This window comes from Thalassovita gelatinovora (genome assembly GCF_001458355.1).
Classification (GTDB): domain Bacteria; phylum Pseudomonadota; class Alphaproteobacteria; order Rhodobacterales; family Rhodobacteraceae; genus Thalassobius; species Thalassobius gelatinovorus.
On the sequence record NZ_CYSA01000016.1, the window covers coordinates 145,163 to 164,571 of the forward strand.

The window sequence follows — 19,409 nt, forward strand, 5'->3', positions numbered from 1 at the left end:
CGGACGGGAAAACCCGCTTATTTGTTGCGGATCGGGATCGGCAGATCGTCGATCGTCAACTCACGCACCAATTCGGGGATCGCCCAATCGACGCCATCTTCAACCTTGACCTTGAAGTGATACATCGACTGCAACGCCTGATGATCTTCGGCGCGGAACATCATCTTGCCCTTGGGCGTATCCCATTCCATGCCTTCCATCGCCGAAATCAGCGCTTCGGTATCGGTGCCACCGGCGGCCTTGATCGCCTCGACCACGGCAATCCCTGCCGACATGCCACCCGCGGTAAAGAAATCCGGCGGGGTGCCGAACCGTTCCTGATGGGTCTTCACCAACCAGTCGTTGATTTCGTTCTTGGGGTTTTCATAGTAGTAATAGGTCGCCCCTTCCATGCCGGGGAATTCCTTATACGCCGCCAGCGCCGCCAGAATGTTCCCCCCGGTGGCGATCTTGATGCCGAACCGCGACGGGTCCATTGCCTGAACCTTGCCCATCGGGTTGCCGCCACCGGCCCAGATCACGAACAGTTTCTTGTCGCCTTCGACGTCTTTCATTGCGTTGAAAATACGTTCTGCGGCGGCGGTGAAATCGGTGGTGTCGGTGGGGGCGTATTCTTCATGCACGATCTCGGTGCCGGTCCCCGCCAAGGCTTCCTTGAACGCGGCGATCCCGTCGCGGCCAAAGGCGTAATCCTGTGCCAGTGTGGCGATCTTCACGTTTTCACCGCCCAGCGCGATGGCGTTGGCCACGGCGTCTTGGGACGAATTGCGCCCGGTGCGGAAAATGTAACGGTTCCAGTTCGCGCCGGTGATTGAATCCGCAACCGCCGGTTCGACGATCAGGACTTTTTCATATTCTTCGGCCACCGGCAGCATCGCCAGCGCCACGCCAGAACTGACCGGCCCGACGGCCAGATCGACCTCGTCATCGCCATAGGCTTCTTCCAGCAGCGCCTTGCCGTTTTCCGGCTTCAACTGGGTATCTTTTTCGATCACGACGATCTTTTCGCCGTTGATTTCCATGCTGCCGCCGGTGGCATATTCCAGCCCCATCATCAGCCCGTCATGGCTTTGTTTGGCATAGGCTTCATAAGGGCCGGTTTTGCCATACACATGGGCGATCTTGATATCGGCCATGGCCCCGGACGCCAAGGCAATAGCCGAGACAAGCCCGGTCAAAAATGCGGTTTTCACGATAGTTCCTCCCTGAACTGACAAACTTGTCGGTCGCGCTGATGCTAGGGCTCAGGGTGATTTGCTGTCAATCCGAGGGAACACGTACACAAAACCCCGTAGAAGCGTCCCGCACCCTGCCTGCAAACCGCAACGGGCAGCCCCCGGTTTTGCGGGCCTCTACTGTCTGAACCGCCGGACAAGCCGGACCGCGTTTCAAAAGTATTCAACGCTTGCCAAGACGTCTATTCGCGCTCCGGTATTGCTATTTGAGTGCAGCACAAGTTTCATTGACCTCGGTCAAGGCACCGACAACCCGCACCGAATAATTTCAGCACAACGCGGACATGACAAAGACAGGAAAATCCAATGACGAATTCACAAGGCAAAGACCACAAGAGCACTGCGATCAATATCCCCGAAGCGGTCGGGGTGTTCGACAGTTTCAAAGATCTTCAGGCGGCTTTCTATGATCTTCGGATGGTCGGATTCAGCCGGTATGACATCAGCCTTCTTGCCGGTCAGGACGTGCTGAAGGAAAAACTGGGCAAGTCCTATTGGCGCGCGTCCGATCTGGAAGACGATCCCGACGCCCCCCGCGCGGCCTTCGTTTCCGAAGAAGCGATCGGCGAATTGGAAGGCGGCATTGCCGGTGGTTTCTTCTTTCTTGGCTCATATATCGCAATGGCCGCAATGCTCACACCAGCCAGCACACTCGCAGCCTCTATCGCCGCCATTGCAATCGGTGGCACCCCGTCAGCCGTGATCGGAACATTGCTGGCGCGACGCGTCGGAAAACACCACAAGGACTACTATGCGAACCAGATCGAACATGGCGGGATTCTGCTATGGGTCAGGGTCAAGGACAAAGAACATGAAGACCTCGCCGTGAATATCCTGAAAGGACATTCTGGCCGGGACGTGCATGTCCACCCATGGAGCGAATGAACAGCGCCATCGTCCGCTGACAAAGACGGTTTCACCGAACCGCCGCGCCCCATTCTGCGAATGTCTTTGGGGCGCGGACATCCGGTCAGCGACCCAACCGCATCAGAACGTCAGATACTTCACCAAAACGCCCCACAGGATCGGCAATAACAAGGCGGTCGCCAACGCGTTCAACCCCATCGCAAGCCCGGAAAATGCCCCGGCGGTTTCGTTTTCCTGAAGCGCCCGCGCGGTCCCGATGCCGTGACTGGCCGTGCCAATTGCCAACCCGCGCGCCCGCAGATCGCTGACCCCGATCAGGCTCAGAACCGCCGGGCCGAACATGGCACCGAAAATGCCGGTCACGATCACCAAAACGGCCGTCAAAGACGGCACGCCGCCCAGCCCTTCGGCAATCGCCATGGCAACCGGGGCGGTGACGGATTTTGGCGCGACCGAAGCCAGCACTTGCGCCGATCCCCCCATCAGCCAAGCCACCGCTATGGCGGTCAGGATCGCGGTCAGCGACCCCGCCAACAGGCTGACCGTGATCGCCAGCGCCGACCGGCGCACATGGGTCCATTGCCGGTAAAGTGGCACCGCCAAGGCCACCGTTGCAGGCCCCAGAAGAAAATGAACGAACTGCGCACCCTCGAAATAGGTGCCATAATCGGTGTCCGTGACCACAAGCAGGGCCACCAGCAAAAGAACCGCGCCAAGCACCGGGTTCAACAGCGGATTTCGCCCGGCTTTTTCGAACACCCAATTGGCAATCTGAAACGCGACCAGCGTCATGGTCAGATGAAACAGCGGCGAGGCACTCAGATAGACCCAGGTTTCTTGCAAACTATCCATCGGCACGGGCTTTCCCCAGCCATTGCATCAACCGCGCGGTCACTATGATGGTGGCCAATGTGCTGACGATCACGGCCGCGCCCAGTGGCAACAGCGCCTCGCCCAGCAGATCGAAATGCACGATCACCCCGGTCCCGGCAGGCACGAACAGCAACGACATCGATTGCAGCAACCCGGTCGCGGTCTGGTCCAACCGTTCGGGCACATCCCCCAGAAGGACCAGAACAACGAACAGCAACACCATGCCAAGAACCGGCCCCGGAACCGGCAGGGCCAAGACCCCCGCAATCAGTTCCCCTGACAACTGACACACAAGTATTAACGTCAAAAAGCCCAGCATCTCGTCCCCCCGGTGTGGCGCTTTGAAAGCGTCGCACCGACGGAACAGCGACACAAGCCTCAGATACAGCGGCCGCCATCGACCTCCATCGCCACGCCGGTCACCATACCGGCTTCGTCCGAACACAGGAAACAGGCGGCGTTGCCCATGTCCTCGGGGGTGGAAAATCGGCCCAAGGGAATGGTCGACAGGAATTTCGCCCGCATCTCGGGTGTGTCTTCCCCCATGAAACTGCTCAACAGCGGCGTTTCACCCGCCACCGGGCACAACGCGTTGACCCGCACGCCGGCGGGGGCCAATTCCACTGCCATCGTCTTGGTCGCGGTGATCATCCAGCCCTTCGATGCGTTATACCAACTCAAATTGGACCGCGGGCTCAGCCCGGCGGTCGAGGCAATGTTCAACACGGCACCTTTGCCGGCGGCTTTCATTCCCGGGACCAGATGTTTGGCGGTCAGGTAGACGGATTTACAATTCACCGCGAAAACCCGGTCAAACTCGTCCTCGCCGATCTGGTCCATCGGGGTCGGCAAATGGGTGATCCCGGCATTGTTGACCAGGATGTCCACCGCGCCCAATTCCTTGGCGGCCATTGCCGCCATTGCGGCCACGCTGTCATCCTTGGACACATCGACCTGACACGCGATACCACCGCATTGCGCCGCCACCTCACCGGCCAGATCGATGTTCAGATCGGCCACCATCACCCGCGCACCTTCGGCGGCGAATTTGCGCACGATCCCGGCACCGAATCCCGATGCGCCGCCGGTCACGATGGCGGTTTTTCCTTGCAGTCTCATATCGCTTTCTCCTCGTTCTGCGCCATCCAGTCTGTCATCAGCTCGCGCACCATACGCTGCCGTCTGGCGATAAATTCCGGTTCTGACGTGTCGGTGCCGCGGCCATAGCGCGGATCATCCGTGCCGGTGATCACCACCGGCGGCAGACCGAACTGATCCGCCGTCACGTCCAAAATCTTGTTCTCTGCTTCTACCCAGGCATGGCCCTTCCAGCCCTGCGCGGTATGAAACCCCTTTTGTCCCTCGGTCGGGTCGCCAGCGGCGAAGCCGGCCACGATGCCGTGTTGCTGCAACACCTGACACAGGAACAGGCTGGAGCGGCCACAGGTGCCCTGACTTGGCGTCCGCAACGCCGGGCTGCCTTCGTGCAGGTGCCATTCGGACCAACGCGGTTCCAGAAATCGGCGCACCCGGCCCACCAGATCCGCCAGCCGAGGATCAGCCATGAAACGCCGCCACGGTTTTCAGCGTGGTAAAACCATAAAGCGCCTCAAACCCCTTTTCGCGGCCATGGCCCGATTTTCCCATGCCACCAAACGGCAATTCGACGCCGCCACCGGCACCGTAATTGTTCAAAAACACCTGCCCGCTGCGGATTGCCTTGGCCATCCGCATCTGCCGCGCACCGTCGCGGGTCCACACACTTGCCACCAGCCCGTAATCGGTGCCATTGGCAATCGCCACCGCCTCGGCTTCGTCGTCAAACGGGATCACCACCTGAACCGGGCCGAAAATTTCATCCCGTGCCAGCGCATGATCGGATGAAACCCCGGCGAACAGGGTCGGCGGCACATAATACCCGCCCTCGGGCGCATCTTGCAAAACGCCCTGCGCGGCGGTTTGCAGATCGGCCCCTTGGCTCAGGAACCCGCCGACGATCCCCTTCTGCTTGCCCGAAATCAGCGGCCCGACATCCAGATCGGCCATTGCCGGCCCGACCCGCAACGCGCCATAGCGGGCAGCCATCCGTTCCACCACCTGATCATAGACCGACCGATGCGCCAGAATCCGCGACGACGCCGAACAGGTCTGCCCGGCATTCTGAATCCCCGCATTGACCAGAAACGGCAGCGCCGCGTCCAGATCGGCATCGTCAAACACCAATTGCGGCGACTTGCCGCCCAGTTCCAATGTCACCGGCACCACGTTGGGGGCCGCCGCCATCTGCACCTGAACCCCGGTACCGACCGACCCGGTGAAACTGATGTGATGGATACCAGGATGCGCGCTCAATGCCGCGCCGGCTTCCGCGCCCAGCCCCGGCACCACGTTCAGCGCCCCGTCAGGCAACCCCGCCGCCTTGGCCAGATCGGCAAAGGCCAGCGCGGTCAGACAGGCATCTTCGGCCGGTTTCAACACACAGGCATTGCCAGTCGCCAGTGCCGCGCCGACCGACCGCCCGATGATCTGCATCGGATAATTCCACGGCACGATATGGCCCGTTACCCCATGCGGTTCGCGCAAGGTATAAACGGTATAGCCATCGAGATAAGGAATGGTTTGCCCGTGCAGCTTGTCCGCCGCCCCGCCATAGAATTCCAGATAGCGCGCCAAAGCCACCGCATCGGCCCGCGCCTGTTTCAGCGGTTTACCGACATCCAGCGCTTCGATCCGCGCCAGATCGTCGACCTTTTCCAGCACCAACTGGCCCAGCCGGAACAACACCCGGCCGCGGTCCACCGCGCTCATCCGGCCCCACTCCCCGGCCCGCGCCATGTCCGCCGCCGCCACGGCGGCATCGATATCCGCCGCGCCGCCGCGTGCAATCTCGCCGATCTGTTCCCCGGTCGACGGGTTTTCCAATGGCAGGGTCTGTCCCCCCATCGGGGCCACCCAATGGCCCCCGATCAAACATTTCGACGGGTCGAACCACAGGTTCAGCTCTTGGGTCATGATCTTTCTCCCTCAGGCGACATCGGCGGGCAAAACCGGCGCCGCTTCGATCAGTTGTTTGGTATATTCATGCTGCGGAGCGTCGAACACGGCTTTGGTTTCGCCCTGCTCGACAATCTCGCCCGCTTTCATCACCAACACCCGGTCGGTGACATTGCGCACCACGCTCAAATCATGACTGATGAACAAATAGGTCAGGCCGAACCGATCCCCCAGATCGGCCAACAGGTCCAACACCTGCGCGCGCACCGACACGTCCAGCGCCGACACCGCTTCGTCCAGAATGATCAGCTCGGGCTTGATGATCAATGCCCGCGCGATGGCAATCCGCTGCCGCTGGCCGCCGCTGAATTCATGGATATACTTGTGTTGATCCTCGGACTGCAGCCCGACGCTTTCCAACGCTTCGGCAATGGCGCGGGCCTTGGCCCGCCCTGCTGGCGGTTGTTCCAGCAGATGATAAGGCTCCGCGATCAATCGCCCGACCTTCCAGCGCGGATTGAAACTGCCATACGGGTCCTGAAACACCACCTGCATACGCCGGCGTATGTCGCGGTTGGCATGATGGCCGGTGAAAACCGGCTGCCCATCCAGCAGGATCGACCCGCCCTGCACCTCTTCCAGCCCCAGAATGGCACGGGTCAGGGTGGATTTCCCGCACCCCGATTCCCCCACCAACCCAAGACTTTCGCCCTTGCGAATTTCGAAACTGACACCCTTGACCGCTTGGAATGTGGTGGTTTTCCCCCACCAGCCGCGCATGTGAACCGTATAATCCCGCACCACGTCCTGCACTTGCAACAGCGGCACATCCTGCGGCGCGCCTTCGCGGTCTGGCGCATGGGTCGATGCCGCCAGCAATGCCTTGGAATAAGGATGCTGCATGGTGCGAAACAAGCTGTCCGCCGGGCCGCTTTCGACCACTTCGCCCTTGCGCATGATGACGATATCGTCGGCCAGATCGGCCACCACCGCCAGATCGTGACTGATCAGCATCAACCCCATGCCGTCTTCGGCCACCAGCCGTTTCAGCAGATCAAGGATCTGCGCCTGCGTCGTCACATCCAAAGCCGTGGTCGGTTCATCCGCGATCAACAGCTTGGGCCGCAGCGCAATCGCCATCGCGATCACCACCCGCTGCCGTTGACCACCGGACAATTCGAACGGATAGCGGCTCAACGGGAACCGGTCTTGCGGCAACTCGGCCCGGCGCAGCGCCTCGGCGGCGCGTTCCATCGCCGCGCCCCGGCTGACCTTTTCATGGATCAATATGGTTTCGGCCACCTGATCGCCAATGGTCCGGATCGGGTTCAGCGCCGTCATCGGTTCCTGAAACACCATGCCGACATCGCGCCCGCGCATCCGGCACAAATCCTGTTCACCAAGGTCCAGAACCTCTTGCCCGTTCAGCTCGATCCGGCCGTCGCAAACCGATCCATCGGGCAGCAATTGCATCGCGGCAAAGGCGGTCATCGACTTGCCCGATCCACTTTCCCCGATCACCCCCAATATCCGCCCCGGTTCGATCTGCATCGACACATCGCGCAGGATCGGCGCACCGTGGATCGACAATGACAGGTTTTCGATGCTCAACAGGCTCATCACCGTGCCCTCCTGAGCTTGGGATCGAACATATCACGCAGCCCGTCGCCCATCAGGTTCAACCCCAGCACCGTCAACAGGATCGCCAGACCGGGAAACAGCGCCATATGCGGGGCAAAGGAAATCATCGTCTGGCTATCGGCCAACATCCTGCCCCAGCTTGCCGTCGGTGGCTGCGCCCCCAACCCGACATAGCTCAGCCCGGCCTCGGCCAGAATGCCAAGGCTGAATTGAATAGTGCCCTGCACAATCAACAGGTTGGTTACATTGGGCAGGATATGTTCGGCCGAAATCCGTGCCGCGCCCTTACCCGCCACCCGCGCCGCCATGACGTAATCGCGGGTCCAAAGACTCAACGCGCCGGACCGGGTCAGACGGGCGAAAACCGGGATGTTGAAAATCCCGATGGCAATGATCGCATTCAATGCCGAAGCCCCGAAAACCGCCGTGATCATGATCGCGATCAACAAGCTGGGAAAGGCAAAGACCAAATCATTGCCGCGCATGATCAATTCGTCCAGCAAACTACCCTTCTTGGCCGCCGCCGTCAGGCCCAAAGGCACGCCCAGCCCCATGCCGATCCCCACCGCGACCAAGGCCACCGCGATCGAGGTCCGCGCACCGACCATGATCATGCTCAGGATATCGCGGCCGAAATGGTCGGTACCCAACGGATGCGCGCCGCTCGGTCCCTTGATCTTGTTGGCAATGTCCAGAACCGTGGTGTCATAGGGCACCCACAGGAAACTGATCAGCGCCGCGCTGGCAAAGATCAGCGTCAAACCCCCGCCCAGCCACAGATTGCGATTGCCCTTCATCGCCGTGTCCTCAGCCTAGGATCGACCACGGCATAGGCCATGTCGACCGCGAAATTGACCACGATCACCGCAAAGACCAACAGCATCACCACCGATTCCACCACGATCAGATCACGCGCTGAAATCGACTGGAACACCAACCGGCCCAGACCGGGCAGGAAAAACACGTTCTCGATGATGATCGCGCCCGCCAACAGGAACGAAAACTGCATCCCGATGATGGTCAACACCGGGATCAACGCGTTGCGCAGCGCGTGCCGCCACAGGGCCTGCCCCCGGCTCAACCCCTTGGCCCGCGCGGTGCGAATGTAATCTTCCGACAAGGTGTCCAACAGGCTGGAGCGCATCACCCGCGCCAGAATGCTGGCCTGCGGCAGCGCCAGCGCCACCGCGGGCAGGGTCAGTGATTTCAGCGCCGCCGCGAAACCGGCATCCCAGCCGACAAATCCCCCGGCGGAAAACCAGCGCAGATTGATCGCAAAGACCAGAACCATCAGCATCGCGAACCAGAAATTCGGGATTGCCACGCCCAGTTGCGTCACCCCCATCACGGTCACATCTGCCGCCGATCCGCGCTTCGACGCCGCCCAGATCCCAGCCGGAAAAGCGATCAGCGTCGACAGCACCAGCGCATAAAGCGCCAGCGGCAACGAAATCCACAACCGTTCGCCGATCATCTCGGCCACCGGGGTGCGATAGGTATAGGAAATCCCGAAATCGCCCCGCAGCATCCCGCCGGCCCAGGCGAAATAGCGTTCGACCACGGTCCCGTTCAGCCCCAGCTGATCGCGCAAAACCGCCAAAGTGTCTTCTTGCGCATTGATCCCCAGCATATAGGCCGCAGGATCCCCCGGCACCACTTCAAGCGCCAGGAAAATCACCAGGGAAGCCACCACCAGGCTCAGCGCCAAAGACAGCAATCGTTTCAGGAAATAGCGCAGCATCCGTCCGGCAGCTCACCCTTCAAAGGCTCTCAAAGCCCCAACTTCTTCTTGGTAAAAATACTCTCGCCGAAGGCGTCCGAAACCGGCAACCGGCCCGGACGCCCCGTTTCAGGCGATCAGTCTTCCCAATACACCGCCGTCAGGTCGGTCGCTTGGGTCGGCGCGTCCTTCCACAGGCCCATGACCTTGGCATTCGCCACGGTCGGGAAGGCCAGTTCGAACAAATAGCCGTTGACGTAATCCTTGCTGATGGTTTCCTGCGCCTGTTTCAGCATCTCGCTGCGCTTGGCCGGATCGCTGGTCACGGCCAGATCGGCCATCAGCTTCTGGAAGTCGGCATTGTCATACTGGAAATAGTAATCGGGCCGGGCATAAATGCCGATATCGAACGGTTCGGTGTGGCTGACGATGGTCAGGCCGAAATCCTTGCCCTTGAACACCTGTTCCAGCCATTGCGCCCATTCCAGATTGCTGATCTCGGTCTCGATCCCGACCGCGCGCAGCTGGGCGGCGATAATTTCGCCGCCGCGCCGGGCATAGGACGGCGGCGGCAGTTTCAGCGTGGTCTTGAACCCGTCGGGGAACCCGGCTTCGGCCAGCAGTTTCTTCGACAGCTCTGAATCATACCCGCTCATCCCGGTCAAATCGACATAATCGGGGTTATGCGGCGCGAAATGGGTGCCGATCGGGGTGCCATAGCCGAACATCGCACCATCGATAATGGCCTGCCGGTCGATGGCATGGGCCAGCGCTTCGCGCACCTTGACGTTGTCAAATGGCGGCATCTTGTTGTTGGTCGACAGGATGGTTTCTCCCTCGGTCGACCCGACCAGAACCTGAAACCGCGGATCGGCTTCGAATTGCGGCAGGTTTTCGGGGGCCGGGAAACCGACAAAGGCATCCACATCTTCGGCCATCACCGCGGCAAAGGCGGCGGTCGGGTCTGAAATGAACTTGAAGCTCACCTTGTCCAACTTGGCAGGCGCACCCCAATAGTCGGCGTTCTTTTCCAGATCGATCTTGTCGCCCTGCACCCAGTTGCTGAATTTGAACGCCCCGGTACCGACCGGCGCGGTCTTGATATCCGCGATGGTTTCCGGTGCCACGATCACCGCGTCGCCCCAGGCCATGTTGAACAGGAAACTGCCATTCGGTTCGCTCAGGGTCACTTGCACCGTGGCCGGGTCCAGCGCCTCAACGCTTTCGATCCCGTCAAACAGCGCCTTTTGCGCGTTGGCGCTGTCTTCGGCCCGCGCCCGGTCAAGGCTGAATTTCACATCCGCCGAATCCATCGCGCTGCCGTCGTGGAATGTCACGCCGTCTTGCAGATGGAAGGTATAGGTCTTGCCGTCTTCGGAAATCTCCCAACTGGCGGCCAATCCGGGGATCACCGATCCGTCAGACGCGAACCGGGTCAGCCCTTCGAACACGTTCGAATAAAGCACGGAATCGATCGCCCCGGCGGCGGCGCTGGTCGGGTCCAGATGCGGCGGTTCCAACTGAAGCGCCACCACGATATCGCTTTTGGCCAAAGCCATTCCCATGCTGGCCGACAGCGCCGCAGCACTCAGCAATCCCAGTTTGATAATCTTGAAACTCATAGCCTTAACTCCCTGTTACGCCGCCGACGCCTCTGGTTTTACCAGCAGGTCAATCAATGATCGGCCCATTACTTTTGCGGAATCGATCATATCATCGACTCCGACATATTCATCCGGTTTATGCGCCAGGTCGAGTATTCCCGGACCATAAGCGATACAATTCTTCAGCTTGCCGATCCGGTCGATGTGTTTCTGGTCATAGGTTCCGGGGCTGACCACGTAATCGGCCTCTTTGCCCATCGTGGCGGCAATCGCCTTCGCCACCACCTGCACCACCGGCGCGTCCTTTTCCGTCATCGTGGGCAACACCCGGTGCAGTTCGCGGACATCATAGCGGAACTGGTCGCGCCGTTCCCCGACGGTTTTCAACACCTGCATCACCTCGGCCTGTACGTCGTCGATATTTTCCTCGATCAGGAACCGGCGGTCAATCACCATGCGGCAACTGTCGGGCACGCAGGGGCTGGGCAACCCGTTGAAATCAGGTTCATTTTCGGCCTGACCGCCATGAATCGAATTGATGTTCAGCGTTGATTGCTTGGCCCCTTCCGGCACCACAGGCATATCCGTGCGTTTTTGCGCCAAAGCGGGGAACAGGCTGTCTTCCATCTCGGTCATCACCGCCCCCATATGGCGCACCGCGCAATCGCCCAGGAACGGCATCGACCCATGGGCGATTTCGCCAAAGGTTTCGATTTCGGCCCACCACACGCCGCGATGACCCAGACAGATCCGATCCTTGTTCAACGGTTCGGGGATGATCACATGCTGCACCCGTTCGGGGGTGAAAAACCCCTTTTCGGCCAAATAGGCCACCCCGCCAAAACCACCCGATTCCTCGTCCGCGGTGCCGCTGATTTCGACCGCGCCGTGAAAATCGGGGCAAAGATCGACAAAGACTTCGGCGGCGATGATGCTCGCGGCCAACCCGCCTTTCATGTCACAGGCGCCACGCCCGTAAATCTTGCCATCCTTCAATTCACCGCCAAACGGGTCGGTGGTCCAGCCCAGCCCGACATCGACCACATCGATATGGCTGTTGAAATGCACGCATTCACCGGGCTGCGCCCCTTCCTTGCGCGCAATCACGTTCCAGCGCGGATATTTTTCGCTATCGCCGGGCGTTCCCACGGCACGGACCAATTCGATCTCGAATCCCTTGCCCCGCAGCCGTTGCGCCAGAAAATCGCAGATTTCGCGGTAATTTTCGCCCGGCGGGTTCAGCGTCGGGATTCGAATCAAATCCTGGGTCAGCGCGATCAAATCATCGCGCCGGGCGTCAATTTCCTGGCAAAGTCGGTCGGACAACATCATGGATTGAAACTCGTGGCTTGCATCATTCACGAAATGATGGTCCGATAATATTACGGTGCCAATACCGTATGACCACGGTGAGACATGGACGATCTCGATCAGCTTGCCTTTGAAAACGCGCCGATGGGGCTGGCGCTGACGGAACACCGGGTGATCCGGTCCTGCAATGACACGTTCGCGCGGATGTTCGGCTTTGAAAAACCGCAATTGCTGGGTCAAAGTTTCCGGCTGCTTTACGGCACCGATCAGGAATTTCACCAAATTCGCGATATCGGGCTGGAACCGCTGAAACAGGATATGCCCTACAGCGATGAACGCCTGATGCAGAAATCCGATGGCAGCCATGTTTGGTGCCGGTTTCGCGCCCGCACCCTAACGCCCAAGGACCCGTTGGCGCGCATTATTCTCAGCTTTGCACTGATCGAAAACACGCCGCTCGGGCCCAGCCTGACACCGCGCGAACGCGAAGTGTTGATGTGGCTGGCGCGTGGCCGTACCAGCAAGGAAATCGCGCAGGTTCTGAATCTGTCACCGCGCACCATCGAAGACGTGCGCGCCCGGCTGCTGCGCAAATTCAAGGTCAAGAACGTAGCGGTTCTGCTGGCCCGGATGGCCGGGTTCGGACAGGGTGGCCCGGCGTCCTGACCCCTTAAAAATAACCGTCGGTTCGAACTGATCAGCCCGCGACCGCTGCGCGGATCGCCCGCATATTGTCGCCGTAAGGGGCCGGGTTGTCCACCGACCCGCCCTTGAACACCGCCGATCCCGCGACCAGAACATCGGCCCCGGCGTCCACCACCAAGGGCGCGGTTTGAGGCGTCACGCCGCCGTCGATTTCGATATGGATCGGTCGGTCACCAATCATCGCGCGCAGCTTTTTCACCTTATCGATCTGGCTATGAATGAACTTCTGCCCGCCGAAACCGGGGTTCACCGTCATCACGCAAATCAGATCGACCATGTCCAGAAGGTAATCGATGTCTTCCACCCCGGTGCCCGGGTTCAGTGCCAGCCCCGCCTTGCAGCCCGCGCCGCGGATCGCCTGAAGCGTGCGGTGGATATGGGGCCCGGATTCCAAATGCGCAGTCAGGATATCGGCCCCGGCCTCGGCAAAGGCGTCGATATAGGGATCGACCGGCGCAATCATCAGATGCACGTCCATCACCGTGTCGATATGTTTGCGGATCGCTTTGCACAGCGGCGGGCCGAAGGTCAGGTTGGGCACGAAATGCCCGTCCATCACATCGACATGCACCCAGTCGCAGCCCTGCGCCTCGATCGCTTCGATCTCTTGGCCGAAATTGGCGAAATCGGCGGACAGGATCGACGGCGCGATCTTGAGGGAACGGTCAAAACTCATATATGTCTCTCCTGTAAGCGGGCGGTGCGTTACGCGGTCAATGTGTGGTGGTCGGCGACGCGCTGCACCTTGTCGGTGCTGCCGAAGACCAGTGGGATACGGCCATGCAGCGTGGTCGCCTGCTGATCCAGAATCGGAACTTCGCCATTGGTCGCCATGCCGCCGGCCTGTTCGATCACAAAGGCGATCGGGGCGCATTCATAGACCATTCGCAACCGGCCGTTTTCATAGCCCGGACGGGAATCGCCGGGATACAGGAAAATCCCGCCCCGGGTCAGGATGCGATGAGTTTCCGCGACCAGAGACCCGACCCAGCGCATGTTGAAATCCTTGCCGCGCGGACCGTTCATGCCTTCAAGGCAATCGTCGATATAGGCGCGCACCGGCTTGGTCCAATGGCGATAATTCGACGCGTTGATGGCGAATTCTTTCGATGTCTCGGGCACCTGCATCGCGGCCTCTACCAACACGAAGACGCCTTTGACCGGGTCCAGAATATATTGCTGCGTCCCATTGCCGAACGTCACCACCAGACAGGTCGCCGGACCATATAGGATATAGCCGCCCGCGATCTGTTCCTTTGCGGGCCGCAGGAAACTTTCCTCGGCCCCCTCCTTGGTGTCGAAAATCGAAAAGATCGTGCCGATCGACACGTTCACATCGATATTGGACGATCCGTCCAGCGGATCGATGGCCAAGGCGTATTTGCCGTTTTCCGACAACAGCAGCGCGTCTTCCTGTTCTTCCGATCCGTACCAACGCACATCGCCACCGCGCAACGCGGCTTCGAACATTTCGTCGGCCATCACGTCCAGCGCTTTTTGATTGTCGCCATCGGTGTTTTCGCCGACTTGTTCGGCCAAAGCCCCGCTCAACGTCCCGCGTGCGATCACCCCGGCCACGTCGATCGACACCGCGCAAAGCGTGCTCAGCGTCGGATAAAGGGCCTCGGGAATAAGATCGTGGGGAAGTACGTCTGGATGCGTGGTCATGATGGAATCCGCCTTGGCAACTGAATCTGCCCGACAGGCTATCGCAGACATTGGCGCAAATTTGAATGCCTGAAATGGCGAATGCGACCATGTTAGCGGACTTTCGCATGCGCGTGCCGGGGTCTAATTCCCACTATGCGGAAGCGCCTTCCGCATTCTATTGATCGTCTCGGATCTTTGTGCCACTGTGACGCCCAACAGGGAGGAACTGACTGGTGAGATTTGATGGAAAAACCGCCATTGTGACTGGCGCGTCCAGCGGCATAGGCAAAGCCACGGCAAAACGACTGGCCGACGAAGGCGCATCGGTCGTGTTGGTCGATATCAACGGCGATGCACTGAAACAGGCGCTGCCCGATACCGGCGGGACGCATACGGCCATGGTCTGCGACGTCGCCGACGAACAGGCGGTCGAAGCCTGCATCAGGGCGGTGCTGGACCGCTATGGCAGACTGGACATCATCTGCAACAATGCCGGGATGGTCTGCACCCATCATTCGATCACCGAATTGGACAGTGAAAAACTGCAACGGGTGTTTCAGGTCAACCTGTTTGGCATGATGTATTTCATCAAATACGGCGCCCGCGCGATGATCGAACAGGGCGGCGGCGCCATCGTCAACACCGCTTCGGTCGCCGGTATCCGGTCGGGCGCGGGCGGCAATGCCTATTCGGCGTCCAAGGCCGGGGTGATCAACCTGACCCAAACCACCGCCTGCGATCTGGGCGCTTATAATATCCGCGTCAACGCGGTCTGCCCGGGACTGATCGAAACCGGCATGACCAAGCCGGTGTTCGATTATGCCCGCGACAAGGGCAAAGAGGACAAGCTGGGATCGCGCGCCGAACTGCGCCGTTTTGGCAAACCGCAGGAAATCGCTGCCGCGATTGCCTTTCTGGCCTCTGACGATGCCAGCTTCATCACCGGACAGGCATTGCCAGTCGATGGCGGCAACACCGCGTCGCTGAACATGCCCGGCATGAAATACTAATAACAGGGGTCCCGATGTTCGACCGTCACTTCTCTCATTGGCCCGAAGGGGTCTCTCATACCCTGGCCCTGCCAAACCACACCATCGTTCAGGCACTGGCCGATCAGGTGGCGCAACGGGGATCTGCCCCCGCGCTGACCTATCACGGCCACACGCTAAGCTATGCCGAAATGTGGGATCAGATCGAAAAATTGGCCGCCTATCTGCAACAGCGCTGCGGCGTGCAAAAAGGCGATCGGGTGCTGCTTTATATGCAGAACGCGCCGCAATATGTGATTGGTTTCTATGCGATCCTACGCGCCGATGCGGTGGCCATCCCGGTCAACCCGATGAGCCGCCACGCCGAATTGCAGCATTACGCCCATGATTCCGGTGCCACGGTGATGCTAACCGGGCAAGAATTGCTGGGATTTGCCACCCCGTTGCTGGAAGAAGACGCGCTGAACGCGATCATCGCGACCCATTACGGTGAATTGGCCGATCCGCAGGACGACATTCCGCTGCCTGCCCCGCTGGATCAACTGGACCCGGCCGATATCCAAGGCCCCGGCATCACCCGCTGGACCGATGCCATCGCCGCCGGTCTGACCCCGGCAGAAGCACACGCCACGCTGGATGACCTGTCGGTCATTCCTTACAGCTCGGGCACCACCGGCCAACCCAAGGGCTGCGTCCATACTCATCGCAGCCTTTACGTCGTTGCCCATGGTGGCGTGGTCTGGAACCCGATGCACAACACCGATATCAGCCTGTCGGTACTGCCCTTCTTCCATGTGACCGGGATGCAGGCCGCGATGAACGCGCCGTTGATCACCGGTGGCCACATGGTGATCATGACCCGCTGGAACCGCGCCAGCGCGGCCAAGCTGATCGAACGCTACCGGGTCACCCGCTGGCGGTCGATTGCCACCATGGCCATTGATCTGGTCAACGATCCCGATTTCGAAAGCTACGATCTGTCATCGCTGCAAATGATCGGCGGCGGTGGCGCGGCGATGCCCGAAGCCATTGCGAAAAAACTGAAAGACATGACCGGTCTCGATTACATCGAAGGCTATGGCATGTCCGAAACCATCGGGGCGACCCACATTAACCCGGTGCAGGCCCCCAAGCGCCAATGCCTCGGCTTGCCGATTTTCGATGTCGATTGCCGGGTGCTCGCGGTCGGCGACGACCACGAACTTGGTCCCAATGAAACCGGCGAAATCGTGATGGCCGCACCGCAGGTGTTCCAAGGCTATTGGCGCAACGAAACCGCCACCAAAGAAGCCTTTGTCGATCACGACGGAACGACTTTCCTGCGCACTGGCGACTTGGGATATTATGACGAAGACGGCTATTTCTTCATGGTCGACCGGGTTAAGCGGATGATCAACGCCGCCGGCTTCAAGGTCTGGCCCGCCGAGGTTGAAATGCTGATGCTGAAATGCGCCGGCATCGTCGAAGCCTGCGTCATCGGCACCACGGACCCGCGGCGCGGCGAAACGGTCAAAGCCTTTGTCGTGCCCAGCAAATCCGTCCCGATGACGGCCGAAGAAATCATCGGCTGGTGCAAAGGCGAAATGTCCGCCTACAAAATTCCGCGCGAAATCGTGTTTGTCGACAGCCTGCCCAAATCGGGCAGCAACAAGATTCTGTGGCGTCAGTTGCAGGATGAAGAGCGCGAAAAGCAACGACGAGAAGAAAAAGCAGCCGGGTAGAAAAATCCAAGTTGCTTGACCCACCATATGCAGTTCACATAACTGCACCGGGTAAAAAAAGAAATAAGGCCCGCAAAACAAGCCAGATCGGGGACGTGGCGTGAGAAAAAGAACAGGCGAGACGGCAGCAGATTCAGCCGACAATGAATTTAGTGGTGATCGTCAATTCGTCACCGCCCTGCATCGCGGGCTTGAAATCCTGCGCGCCTTCCGCCCTTCCGATTTGCACGGGTTGGGCAATCGCGAACTTGCCGAACGCACCGGTTTGCCCAATTCCACCGTGTCCCGGCTCAGCTATACATTGTTGAAACTGGGCTATCTGGCCTATGACGACGGCACCGGGCGCTACACGATGGGCGTGCCGGTACTCAGCTTGGGCTATGCCTGCCTTGGCGGTATGAAAATCCGCGAAACCGCGCAGCCTTTTATGCAAAAGCTGGCCGATGATTGCGGCGACGGCGTTCTGGTGGCACTGGGCGGGCGCGACGACAATGCGATGACCTATATCGCCTGCGCCCGCGCGGCCAAGGGGATGATTTCGCTCCAGCTCAATGTCGGGTCGCGGATTTCACTGGCCCGCTCGGCGATGGGCCGCGCCTATATCGCCGGCACCAGCGAAGCCGAGCGCAATCAGATCATGGAACAGATCGAAGACCGCTACGGCCCCGACGAATGGCCGCAAATCCGCGACGAAATCTTCAACGCGCAAGAACAGATCCGCGATCAGGGCTTTTATGTCAGTCTGGGCAAATGGCAATCGGATGTGCACGCGGTGTCAGTACCGTACCGATCGATGCATGGCGACACCCCGATGCTGGCCTATAACCTCGGTGGTCCGGGCTACATCCTGCCGCGTGAAAGACTGGTACAGGAACTTGGCCCCAGACTGGTCGAGATGAAAGATAACATCGCCAGAACCGGGGTCTGAGCGCAAACCGCACCACGGACCGAATACGGGATGTAGGCCGGGCTTCAGCCCGGCCATCCGCAAAACACTCCTGATCAACGGCACAAGCCCCGTCAGCCCCTCAAGGTTCCAGTACGATCTTGCCGGTCGCACCGCGCCCCAATACCCGGGTCAGAACATTCGCCGCGTCTGCCAGCGGATACCGGCCTTCGACCACCGGCTTGACCTTGCCGGTCTGATACCAACCGATCAGCTCTTTCATATTGTCGGCATAGACCTGCGGTTCGGCGCGGGTGAAATTGCCCCAGAACACGCCGACCACGGCATATTCCTTGACCAATGCCAGATTGACCGGGAATTGCGGGATCGTGCCGCTGGCAAACCCGATGATCAACAACCGGCCATTGCGCGCCATCGACCGCGAACAGGCATCGAACGCCGCGCCGCCGACCACGTCATAGACCACGTCGGCCCCCTTGCCGCCTGTCATTTCCTTCAACTGGTCCTTCAGGTTGTCATAGCCGATCGCCTCGTCAGCCCCGGTTTTCAAAGCGATCTCGCGCTTTTCTTCTGACGAACAGACCGCGATCACCCGCGCGCCCATGATCTTCCCGATCTGGATCGCCGCCACCCCGGTCGCACCCGCAGCGCCCAGCACCACCAGAACTTCGCCCGGTTTCAGATCTGCCCGCTGCTTCAACGCATGATGCGAGGTGCCATAAGCCACCATCAACGCGCAGGCGTCGCCGCCATCCATGTCACCGATCGGGAAAACCCGGCCCTCTTCGGTGACCACCTTTTCGGCATAGCCGCCCAATTGGCAAATCGTCGCCACCCGGTCGCCGACTTTCAGGTTTTTCACATCCGGCCCGATGCTTTCAACGACGCCGGCCGCTTCCATCCCCGGCACGAAGGGGCGGTCGGGCTTCATCTGGTACTGGCCCTGAACCAACAGGCCGTCAGGATAATTCACCCCGGCGGCTTCGACCTTGATCACCACCTGATCACCGGCCGCGACCGGGTCGGGCAAATCGGCGTAGTCCAGTTGATCCAAGGGGGCGAATTCATTGCAGATGATGGCTTTCATACGGGTCTCCTCCGGGGTCACTTCCGGTCCCGTCTGGGGCCGGATTGTTCCGCTTAAGTTTACCTCTCTGCCCCACCCCAGGCAACAAACAGCCCCCGCAAAACC

The 19,409-nt window shown here is 60.0% G+C and carries 19 protein-coding genes; 5 read left to right on the forward strand and 14 right to left on the reverse strand.

Annotated elements, in window-relative coordinates:
* Nucleotides 1-17: 17 nt before the first annotated feature.
* Nucleotides 18-1,136 (reverse strand): substrate-binding domain-containing protein, encoded by a 1,119-nt coding sequence (locus tag TG4357_RS09060; RefSeq protein WP_139193663.1) that lies wholly within the window; start codon nt 1,134-1,136, stop codon nt 18-20.
* Between the two features lie 405 nt (nt 1,137-1,541).
* On the opposite strand from TG4357_RS09060, the gene TG4357_RS09065 reads away from it, so the two are divergent.
* Nucleotides 1,542-2,120: a hypothetical protein gene (locus TG4357_RS09065; protein ID WP_058262561.1), complete on the forward strand. Its 579-nt coding sequence runs from the start codon at nt 1,542-1,544 to the stop codon at nt 2,118-2,120.
* A 102-nt stretch (nt 2,121-2,222) separates the two neighbouring features.
* Here TG4357_RS09065 and TG4357_RS09070 read toward each other — a convergent pair whose 3' ends face one another.
* The 10 genes from TG4357_RS09070 to TG4357_RS09115 form a co-directional block, all read right to left on the reverse strand.
* On the reverse strand, nt 2,223-2,954 hold the full coding sequence (locus TG4357_RS09070; protein ID WP_058262562.1) for an LrgB family protein: 732 nt from the start codon (nt 2,952-2,954) through the stop codon (nt 2,223-2,225).
* Complete coding sequence (locus TG4357_RS09075) at nt 2,947-3,294, reverse strand: CidA/LrgA family protein (protein WP_058262563.1); 348 nt, start codon at nt 3,292-3,294, stop codon at nt 2,947-2,949. Before TG4357_RS09075 ends, TG4357_RS09070 begins: the two co-directional genes overlap by 8 nt.
* A 59-nt stretch (nt 3,295-3,353) precedes the next feature.
* Complete coding sequence (locus TG4357_RS09080) at nt 3,354-4,094, reverse strand: SDR family oxidoreductase (protein ID WP_058262564.1); 741 nt, start codon at nt 4,092-4,094, stop codon at nt 3,354-3,356.
* The gene (locus TG4357_RS09085; RefSeq protein WP_058262565.1) at nt 4,091-4,540 is read right to left on the reverse strand and encodes a hypothetical protein; all 450 of its coding nucleotides are present in this window, start codon (nt 4,538-4,540) and stop codon (nt 4,091-4,093) included. The genes TG4357_RS09080 and TG4357_RS09085 overlap by 4 nt, the downstream gene beginning before the upstream one ends.
* Nucleotides 4,533-5,987 carry an aldehyde dehydrogenase family protein gene (locus TG4357_RS09090; protein WP_058262566.1) on the reverse strand — a complete coding sequence of 485 codons (1,455 nt, stop codon included), beginning with the start codon at nt 5,985-5,987 and terminating at the stop codon, nt 4,533-4,535. Before TG4357_RS09090 ends, TG4357_RS09085 begins: the two co-directional genes overlap by 8 nt.
* 12 nt (nt 5,988-5,999) lie before the next feature.
* Entirely contained in the window at nt 6,000-7,589 is a 1,590-nt protein-coding gene (locus TG4357_RS09095) for an ABC transporter ATP-binding protein (RefSeq protein ID WP_058262567.1), read from the reverse strand.
* Nucleotides 7,589-8,407: an ABC transporter permease gene (locus TG4357_RS09100; protein ID WP_058262568.1), complete on the reverse strand. Its 819-nt coding sequence runs from the start codon at nt 8,405-8,407 to the stop codon at nt 7,589-7,591. The genes TG4357_RS09095 and TG4357_RS09100 overlap by 1 nt, the downstream gene beginning before the upstream one ends.
* Nucleotides 8,404-9,351, reverse strand: a complete 948-nt coding sequence (locus TG4357_RS09105) for an ABC transporter permease (protein WP_058262569.1) — start codon at nt 9,349-9,351, stop codon at nt 8,404-8,406. Before TG4357_RS09105 ends, TG4357_RS09100 begins: the two co-directional genes overlap by 4 nt.
* Before the next feature lie 116 nt (nt 9,352-9,467).
* Nucleotides 9,468-10,952: an ABC transporter substrate-binding protein gene (locus tag TG4357_RS09110; RefSeq protein WP_175473939.1), complete on the reverse strand. Its 1,485-nt coding sequence runs from the start codon at nt 10,950-10,952 to the stop codon at nt 9,468-9,470.
* Nucleotides 10,953-10,967: 15 nt separating this feature from the next.
* Complete coding sequence (locus tag TG4357_RS09115) at nt 10,968-12,266, reverse strand: acetylornithine deacetylase/succinyl-diaminopimelate desuccinylase family protein (protein ID WP_058262570.1); 1,299 nt, start codon at nt 12,264-12,266, stop codon at nt 10,968-10,970.
* An 84-nt stretch (nt 12,267-12,350) separates the two neighbouring features.
* Here TG4357_RS09115 and TG4357_RS09120 point away from each other — a divergent pair, with 84 nt between their 5' ends.
* Entirely contained in the window at nt 12,351-12,911 is a 561-nt protein-coding gene (locus TG4357_RS09120) for a PAS and helix-turn-helix domain-containing protein (RefSeq protein ID WP_058262571.1), read from the forward strand.
* A 31-nt stretch (nt 12,912-12,942) separates the two neighbouring features.
* Here TG4357_RS09120 and rpe read toward each other — a convergent pair whose 3' ends face one another.
* Both rpe and TG4357_RS09130 read right to left on the reverse strand, forming a co-directional pair.
* Nucleotides 12,943-13,626, reverse strand: coding sequence for a ribulose-phosphate 3-epimerase (rpe, locus tag TG4357_RS09125; RefSeq protein WP_058262572.1), 684 nt, complete (start codon nt 13,624-13,626; stop codon nt 12,943-12,945).
* Between the two features lie 29 nt (nt 13,627-13,655).
* Entirely contained in the window at nt 13,656-14,618 is a 963-nt protein-coding gene (locus tag TG4357_RS09130; RefSeq protein WP_058262690.1) for a class 1 fructose-bisphosphatase, read from the reverse strand.
* A 215-nt stretch (nt 14,619-14,833) separates the two neighbouring features.
* On the opposite strand from TG4357_RS09130, the gene TG4357_RS09135 reads away from it, so the two are divergent.
* The 3 genes from TG4357_RS09135 (at nt 14,834) to TG4357_RS09145 (ending at nt 18,238) form a co-directional block, all read left to right on the forward strand.
* The gene (locus TG4357_RS09135) at nt 14,834-15,610 is read left to right on the forward strand and encodes an SDR family NAD(P)-dependent oxidoreductase (protein ID WP_217621229.1); all 777 of its coding nucleotides are present in this window, start codon (nt 14,834-14,836) and stop codon (nt 15,608-15,610) included.
* A 14-nt stretch (nt 15,611-15,624) separates the two neighbouring features.
* Nucleotides 15,625-17,310: a long-chain-fatty-acid--CoA ligase gene (locus TG4357_RS09140; protein ID WP_058262574.1), complete on the forward strand. Its 1,686-nt coding sequence runs from the start codon at nt 15,625-15,627 to the stop codon at nt 17,308-17,310.
* A 100-nt stretch (nt 17,311-17,410) separates the two neighbouring features.
* Complete coding sequence (locus TG4357_RS09145; protein WP_058262575.1) at nt 17,411-18,238, forward strand: IclR family transcriptional regulator; 828 nt, start codon at nt 17,411-17,413, stop codon at nt 18,236-18,238.
* 100 nt (nt 18,239-18,338) lie between these two features.
* On the opposite strand, the gene TG4357_RS09150 is transcribed toward TG4357_RS09145, so the two are convergent.
* Nucleotides 18,339-19,304: an NADPH:quinone oxidoreductase family protein gene (locus TG4357_RS09150; protein WP_058262576.1), complete on the reverse strand. Its 966-nt coding sequence runs from the start codon at nt 19,302-19,304 to the stop codon at nt 18,339-18,341.
* Nucleotides 19,305-19,409 lie beyond the last annotated feature (105 nt).